This window comes from Buttiauxella izardii, from assembly GCF_003601925.1.
GTDB lineage: Bacteria > Pseudomonadota > Gammaproteobacteria > Enterobacterales > Enterobacteriaceae > Buttiauxella > Buttiauxella izardii.
Genome location: NZ_QZWH01000040.1, coordinates 1 through 8,036 on the forward strand (window position 1 = coordinate 1; position 8,036 = coordinate 8,036).

The following is an 8,036-nucleotide window of genomic DNA, read 5'->3' on the forward strand; positions in this document are numbered from 1 at the left end:
CTCCCCCAGGAGAAGGAGAAAGCCCTACGATTCCCTCTCCTGAGGGAGAGGGTTAGGGTGAGGGCAACAAGACTTACTTCGTCGCCAGCGCCTCGTTCACCCAGCCGTCAAACTCGGCCTGGTGCGCTTTAATCCAGCCGTCAACGTGACCCTGAATATCCGCTTCGGACGCGTGGCCGCTGTGCATCATTGAGTTTTGCGCATTGATATCCGCCAGCGGCAGTTTCATCAGGCTAAACAATTTCGCTGCTTGTGGGTTTTTTTCAGCCCAGGCTTTGTTAGCCACAATGTGCATGGAATTCACCGGGAAGCCATAGTTCGCGCCATTCGGCAGCTTGGTATCAATGTCTTTCTGCTCGCCTGGCAGAGAAGAGAATGGCACTTGCAGCCACACCACATCTTTACCCGGCTTGAGCACATCGCTCACCCAGTACGGCGTCCAGGTGTAATACAGCACCGGTTTGCCTTCTTTGAAGCGCGCAATCGTGTCAGCCATCATCGCTGAATAATTACCGTGATTAACCGTTACCGTGTCCGCCAGCTTATACGCTTCGTTCTGGTGATTGATAACCGCTTCACAGCCCCAGCCCGGCGTACAACCCATCATATCGGCCTTGCCATCGCCATTGCTGTCGAACAGTTTGGCGATTTTGGGATCTTTTAGCTGCTCAACATTGGTGATGTGATATTTGTCAGCGGTTTTCTTATCAATCAAATAACCCTGTGCCGCGCCGGTAACAAAGACACCTTCACGATAAAACTTCTTGTCGCCGCCCGCAGCAGCGTACATATCGTCATGCAACGGCTGCCAGTTCACTGCGGTAAATGTTGCATCGCCAGACGCAATGGAAGTGTATCCGACGTTGTAATCCACTTCGCTTGGCTTATTAACGGTATAGCCAAGCTTTTCCAGCGCACGGCTAACGAGTTCGGTCTGGAATGTTTCTTCAGAAATGGTGCTTTGAATCGGTTGAACGGTAATGCCTTTGCCCGGCAGGTCAGCGGCGAAAGCGCTGGTGGTCACGAGAGTGGCAAGTGTTGCGGCGAGAATAGTGGTTGTGTGTCGCATCATTCTTCCTCTTATCCTTTATCTTTCAAGCTGCTGGTACGTTGGCTACTCTCGTTCACCCGAATCACTTACAAATGTAAGCTCATCGGGATTTTCTCGTTTGCCGCCTTCCTGCATCTCGAAATCTTTCGGATAAATTGGTGGGTGGGCGTGAGGCGGCAAAGAATGCCGCCATCATGTTTATTTGATGAAGGGACGGGTCAGCAGACCAATTGGGCCGGAGTTAAACCAGCGGCGGTTGCCACGGCTGCGTGAATCGCGGCCAATGGACTGAGTTAAACGGTCGAGAATAATGGCAAGTATCACAATGCCAACGCCACCGACGGTCGCCAGACCCATATCGAGGCGGCCAATCCCGCGCAGAACCATCTGGCCCAGACCGCCCACGGCAATCATCGAGGCGATAACCACCATCGACAGCGCCAGCATCAGCGTCTGGTTAACGCCCGCCATAATGGTCGGCATTGCCAGCGGCAACTGAACTTTAAACAGCATCTGGCGCGGGCTTGCGCCAAACGAGCGGGAAGCTTCAATCAAATCTTCCGGAACCTGCTTAATGCCCAGAATCGTCAGGCGCACGATTGGCGGCAGGGCGAAGATAATCGTCACCACCACACCCGGCACGTTACCGATACCGAACAACATTACGATCGGCACCAGATAAACAAACGCCGGAGTGGTTTGCATCGCATCAAGCAACGGCCGAATAATCTTCGCGGCGCGTTCGCTGCGGGCCAGCCAAATCCCTAGCGGCAGGCCGATGATCATGCAAAACAGCAGGGCGGTCAGAACCAGCGCCAGCGTGACCATCGCTTGCGACCAGGCACCAATTGCGCCAATCGCGACCAGTGAAATTAAAGTCGCAATCCCCATCCCGACGCTCGACATCTGCCACGCAATCAGCGCGAACAGAATGATGGCAACAGGAACAGGCATCCCCAGCAAGAAATGCTGGAAACCGCTGAGGATATAATCCACCGGCACGCGAATCCCCTGGAAGACCGGGCGGAAATGCGTGACGACCCAATCAATGCCGTGTGTTACCCAGCTATCGAGCGGGATCAGCGTCTTATGAAACGGATCGAGAATATTAAAATGTTCAGGTGCCGGAGCAGGGGCTGAATTCAGCCAGTCTGCGCTGCTGCTTGCAGCGGGTGTCGAAGCCGCCTGGCTTCCCCACGCATCGGCGGTTGATGCGGCTTGATTGGTTGTTGCGTCGGCAGCCGCGCTGCCGGTATCCCACGGATTTGAAGCACTCATTGACTTACCCCCTCACGATCTAACGCCTGCAGCAACACTCCTTTTGAAATGATGCCCACGTACTGACTCTCTTCCCCAATAACCGGAACCGCGCACGATGCCTGGCCAACATGGGTGAGCAAGTCACTCAATGACGTTTCTGCGGAAACCGCCGCAGGTGATTCGAGGTAAGCCCCATCAAGCCCTTCACCCTTGGCGAGTGCGGCTTTCAATGAGTCGGTTGAAACAATACCGAGGAATTTTTGCCCGCGTTCAATGACATAACCGTATTCACGGTCTTCATCTTGCAGCAATTTAAGCGCAGAGCGAGGGCCAAAACCGGCAGTTTTGCGTAGCAAACCAGCCGGGCTACGGCGGGCAATATCTTTCGCGCTAAACACCTGGCTAATATCCACGCCACGGAAGAAGGTGCGCACATAATCATTGGCCGGATTATTAAGAATTTCATCCGGTGTTCCAACCTGCACCACTTCACCGCCCTGCATAATGGCAATTCGGTCGCCAATACGCATCGCTTCATCCAGATCGTGGGAAATAAATACAATGGTACGCTGGTGTTTTGCCTGCAATTTAATTAATTCATCCTGCATCTCAGTACGAATTAATGGATCGAGGGCAGAGAACGCTTCATCCATCAATAATATATCTGGATTAATAGCTAAAGCGCGTGCCAAACCGACACGTTGACGCATACCACCAGAAAGCTCATCGGGATAAGCATGGGAATAATTTTCCAGCCCAACCTGGCGCAATGCATCAAGCGCTTTTTCCTGACGCTCCTTCAATGGGATTCCCGCTAATTCCATGCCAAAGGCAGTGTTATTTAACACTGTCATATGAGGCATCAAAGCAAATGACTGGAATACCATGGAGATCTTATTTTTGCGAACCTCGCGGAGTTCAGACTCTGATATTTTGGCAATGTCGACGCCATCAATCAGTACCTGTCCACGGGTTGGTTCAATCAGGCGATTGAGAAGGCGAACCATGGTGGATTTACCAGAACCTGATAACCCCATGATGACAAAAATCTCGCCTTCTTCAATGGCCAGACTGGCGTCTTTTACGCCAAGCGACAGCCCTGTTTTCTCCAGTAATTCAGATTTCGAAATACCTTTCTCTATATATTTGAATGCGCGCTGTGGATGCTCACCAAATACCTTATATAAATTCTTTACTTCAAGTTTAATTGCCATGCAATAAAGTTATTCCTGTATTTATATAATTATAGTCAATTCCTGATGGAAATATTCACTGCATATACCCTAACATACTCAGAATCTGAGACAACCCTCGATTTCCGATATATCCAATATCCACGCGGCTTGAGTGGGCAGAATTTCCCATGAGTAAAGGGCTGAGAGCAAATCGGAGGAAAATGATATTTTTTGTAACGGGGTGGGAAATTGACCGGAATGAAGACAAGATTATACCGATATTTTGCTCCGGTTATGAATGTCAAATTCATGTCGGATGACGCTATCGCTTATCCGACCTACGCGAAATTGTAGGGGGGATAAGCGATAGCGTCATCCACCAATTTATTCGAAATATATAAAGGTATTTCTGTTATTTAAAAGTCCCAATCTTCATCGATTGTTTCCACTGCTTTTCCCATCACATACGACGACCCCGAGCCTGAGAAAAAGTCATGGTTTTCATCCGCGTTGGGCGAAAGCGCCGCCAGAATCGCCGGGTTCACTTCAGCCATTTCAGGTGGGAACAGCGCGTTATAGCCGAGGTTCATCAAGGCCTTATTGGCGTTGTAGCAGAGAAATGCTTTCACCTCTTCTTGCCAGCCTACACCGCCGTACAGCGCATCGGTATACGCCACTTCGTTATCGTAAAGATCCATTAGCAAATCGAGAGCGAAATTCTGTAACTCGCTCTGGCGTTCAACGCTTTGCTGCGCCAGCACTTTCTGGAATTTATAGCCGATATAATAACCATGTACTGCTTCATCGCGAATAATTAAGCGAATCAGATCAGCCGTATTAGTGAGCTTGCCACGGCTCGACCAATACATCGGTAAATAGAAACCGGAATAGAAGAGGAAGGACTCCAGAAATACGCTGGCGATTTTCTTCTTCAACGGATCATCTGCGTGATAATGGGCGAGAATAATTTGCGCCTTGCGCTGCAATGGTTCGTTTTCCTCACTCCACACATAGGCGGCATCGACATCTTTACTCTGGCAAAGCGTTGAGAAAATCGAACTATAAGAACGGGCATGTACCGCTTCCATAAAGCTGACGTTCGACAACACTGCTTCTTCGTGTGGCGTAATCGCATCGTTCATCAATACCGGTGCGCCGACCGTATTCTGAATCGTGTCGAGCAGCGTCAGGCCGGTAAACACGCGGATTGTGAGTTGTTGCTCATCGTGCGTGAGTGATTGCCAGGCCGGAATATCATTCGATAGCGGGATTTTCTCTGGCAGCCAAAAGTTACTGGTCAGGCGATTCCACACCTCGAGATCTTTCTCATCCTCGATATTGTTCCAGTTGATAGCACTGACGCGGGTTAATTGAGTCATGTTCTCTCCTTATAAAGCGCAGGACACGCAGCCCTGGACTTCAGTGCCTTCCAGCGCCATCTGGCGTAAGCGAATGTAATACAAAGTTTTGATGCCTTTTTTCCAGGCGTAAATCTGCGCTTTATTAATATCGCGGGTGGTGGCGGTATCACGGAAAAATAGCGTTAGCGACAAGCCTTGATCGACATGACGAGTGGCCTGCGCGTAAGTGTCGATGATCTTTTCCGGGCCGATGTCGTAGGCATCTTCGTAATATTGCAGATTGTCGTTGGTCATAAACGGAGCGGGATAATAAACGCGCCCGGTTTTGCCTTCTTTGCGAATCTCAATGCGCGAAACAATCGGGTGAATACTCGACGTCGCGTGGTTGATATAAGAGATAGAACCGGTCGGCGGAATAGCCTGCAAATTCTGGTTATACAAACCGAATTCCATCACATCATCACGTAATTGCTGCCACTGCTGGCGAGTGGGAATTGCCACGCCCGCTTTAGCAAACAACTCGCGCACTTTCTCGGTTTGTGGCTGCCAGTCATCCTGCAAATATTGCTCGAAATATTCACCGCTGGCATAACGTGATTGCTCGAAACCGGCGAAGTGCTGTTTGCGTTCCCGGGCCAGCAAATTCGAGGCGTGGACGGCGTGCCAGGTGACGGTGTAGAAATAGAAGTTAGTGAAATCCAGCCCTTCCGGGGAGCCGTAAGCAATGCCTTCGCGCGCCAGATAACCGTGCAAATTCATTTGCCCCAGGCCGATGGCGTGAGACGCGGCATTTCCGGCTTCAATCGACGGCACCGAGCGAATGTGGCTCATATCGGAAACCGCCGTTAACCCGCGAATCGCCGTTTCTATCGTCTTGCCAAAATCGGGCGAATCCATGGTGTGCGCGATATTTAGCGAGCCGAGATTGCAGGAAATATCTTTACCGACCTGCGCATAATCAAGGTTTTCGTCGTAAGTCGATGCGCTATTCACCTGCAAAATTTCCGAACACAGGTTGCTCATATTAATGCGCCCGGCAATCGGGTTCGCCCGGTTCACCGTGTCCTCAAACATGATGTACGGATAACCGGACTCAAACTGAATTTCCGCCAGAGTCTGGAAGAAATCTCGCGCATTAATAAACGTTTTGCGAATGCGTTCGTCAGCCAGCATTTCTTCGTAAAGCTCGCTGACGGCGATATCCCCAAACGGCTTGCCGTAAATCCGCTCGACGTCATAAGGCGAAAACAGCGCCATCGGCTGATTATCCTTCGCCAACTGGAATGTGATATCCGGGATCACCACGCCAAGCGAAAGTGATTTAATGCGGATCTTTTCGTCGGCGTTTTCGCGTTTGGTATCGAGGAATCGCAAAATATCCGGGTGATGGGCATGAAGATAAACCGCCCCCGCGCCCTGGCGTGCGCCAAGTTGATTGGCGTAAGAAAACGCATCTTCGAGCATTTTCATCACCGGGATCACACCGGATGACTGGTTCTCGATGCGTTTAATCGGCGCGCCGACTTCGCGTAAATTCGACAGCAAAAATGCCACACCGCCGCCACGCTTCGAGAGTTGCAGCGCAGAATTTACCGCACGGCCAATGGATTCCATATTGTCTTCGATACGCAGTAAGAAGCAGGAAACCAGCTCGCCGCGCTGCATTTTTCCGCAGTTCAAAAACGTTGGCGTGGCAGGCTGGAAGCGCCCGCTGAGCATTTCATCCATTAACTGTAGCGCCAGTTTTTCGTCACCCTGCGCCAGGGTTAACGCCACCATGCACACGCGATCCGGGAAATGTTCGAGGAACTCTTTGCCGTCGTAGGATTTCAGCGTGTAGCTGGTGTAATACTTCCACGCGCCAAGAAACGTCTGGAACTGGAAACCGCTGTGATGCGCTTTCTCAAAAAGGCCGACCACAAATTGGCTGTCGTAACGTTGCAGCACTGTGTTGTCGTAATAGCCTTCAGCCACCAGATCATCCAGACGTGCCTGCGGATTCGCAAACTGGCGCGAGCGGGGCAGCACATACTGTTTCTGGAATTGTTCCACCGCCAGTTTGTCTTTCTCAAACTGGATGCGGCCTGCGGAATCATAAAGATTCAACATGGCGTTGAGCGCGTGATAATCCGCGCTTTCGTTCGCCGTCAGGCGGATAGCTTCTGTCGTTGCCAAAATTCGTTGACTCCCTTACGCACGTTTTCAATGTCCTGGTCGGTGCCGAGTAACTCAAAACGATAGAGATACGGTACCTGGCATTTTTGGGCTATCACATCGCCCGCCCGGCAAAACCCTTCGCCGAAGTTTCGATTTCCGCTGGCAATCACGCCGCGCAGTAATGCTCGATTATTGGGATTATTTAGAAATCGAATCACCTGCGCGGGAACGGCACCGGCAATTCCGCCGCCGCCATAACTCGGCACAATCAAGATGTAGGGCTCTGTCACTTCTAACCGCTGTTTGAAATCCAGTGGAATACGCCGCGCGGGCAAACCCAGGCGTTCGACAAAACGCAGAGTATTTTCCGAGAGGCTTGAGAAGTAGACGAGTTGACTCATGCTGTGGCTCGGGCGCGCAGGCGATTAATCAGATCCGGGCGAAACCCGCTCCAGCTTTCCTGTTCGGTGATCACCACCGGCAACTGGCGATAACCCAGAGCGCGTAAATCGTCGGCAGCTTCAGGGTTTAAATCGAGATTAATCAGCTCAAAAGCGAACCCACAGCTTTCGATAGCACGCCTGGTGGCATGGCACTGAACACAGTCATTTCGAGTGTATATTGTAATGCGCATGATTCTTATTCTCTCTGTGGTTGAGAATATGAATACTAGATGTGGGTGAGAAAATTATCAACCATACAAGATATAGTATTTTTAGATAAGGGAGGAATTGGCCCTCACCCCAGCCCTCTCCCACAGGAGAGGGAGAAAACCGAGCGGACCTCCTCTCCTGGGGCTGTCTCTTTTACACAACTCGCCCCGGAAATTTTGTCAGGGTGAGCTCTACAAGCCTCCATGATTTTCCGTTCACCCGTGCGTTCAGTTATCTCTTTAATGCCCGCAAGCGGTAAACGCCAGCTTATCCCCAACATCAGGGTCGTTCGCGACTCGTTCCAGACGATCGCTCTCTTTCGCTGCTCCCGGCAGCTCAACCCGAATTTATGGGGAACACTGGGGCAATTTATACCGGG

The 8,036-nt window shown here is 51.0% G+C and carries 7 protein-coding genes; all 7 read right to left on the reverse strand.

Annotation, left to right across the window (positions count from 1 at the left end):
• Positions 1 to 73: 73 nt before the first annotated feature.
• The gene (proX, locus tag D6029_RS16810) at positions 74 to 1,069 is read right to left on the reverse strand and encodes a glycine betaine/L-proline ABC transporter substrate-binding protein ProX (protein ID WP_120065897.1); all 996 of its coding nucleotides are present in this window, start codon (positions 1,067 to 1,069) and stop codon (positions 74 to 76) included.
• Positions 1,070 to 1,249: 180 nt separating this feature from the next.
• Positions 1,250 to 2,329 carry a glycine betaine/L-proline ABC transporter permease ProW gene (proW, locus tag D6029_RS16815; RefSeq protein WP_120065898.1) on the reverse strand — a complete coding sequence of 360 codons (1,080 nt, stop codon included), beginning with the start codon at positions 2,327 to 2,329 and terminating at the stop codon, positions 1,250 to 1,252.
• Positions 2,326 to 3,525, reverse strand: a complete 1,200-nt coding sequence (gene proV, locus D6029_RS16820) for a glycine betaine/L-proline ABC transporter ATP-binding protein ProV (RefSeq protein WP_120065899.1) — start codon at positions 3,523 to 3,525, stop codon at positions 2,326 to 2,328. Before proV ends, proW begins: the two co-directional genes overlap by 4 nt.
• 377 nt (positions 3,526 to 3,902) lie before the next feature.
• Positions 3,903 to 4,865, reverse strand: coding sequence for a class 1b ribonucleoside-diphosphate reductase subunit beta (gene nrdF / locus D6029_RS16825; RefSeq protein WP_120065900.1), 963 nt, complete (start codon positions 4,863 to 4,865; stop codon positions 3,903 to 3,905).
• Positions 4,866 to 4,874: 9 nt separating this feature from the next.
• Positions 4,875 to 7,022, reverse strand: coding sequence for a class 1b ribonucleoside-diphosphate reductase subunit alpha (gene nrdE, locus D6029_RS16830; protein WP_120065901.1), 2,148 nt, complete (start codon positions 7,020 to 7,022; stop codon positions 4,875 to 4,877).
• Positions 6,995 to 7,405 (reverse strand): class Ib ribonucleoside-diphosphate reductase assembly flavoprotein NrdI, encoded by a 411-nt coding sequence (gene nrdI / locus D6029_RS16835; protein WP_120065902.1) that lies wholly within the window; start codon positions 7,403 to 7,405, stop codon positions 6,995 to 6,997. Before nrdI ends, nrdE begins: the two co-directional genes overlap by 28 nt.
• Complete coding sequence (gene nrdH, locus D6029_RS16840) at positions 7,402 to 7,638, reverse strand: glutaredoxin-like protein NrdH (RefSeq protein WP_120065903.1); 237 nt, start codon at positions 7,636 to 7,638, stop codon at positions 7,402 to 7,404. The genes nrdI and nrdH overlap by 4 nt, the downstream gene beginning before the upstream one ends.
• Positions 7,639 to 8,036 lie beyond the last annotated feature (398 nt).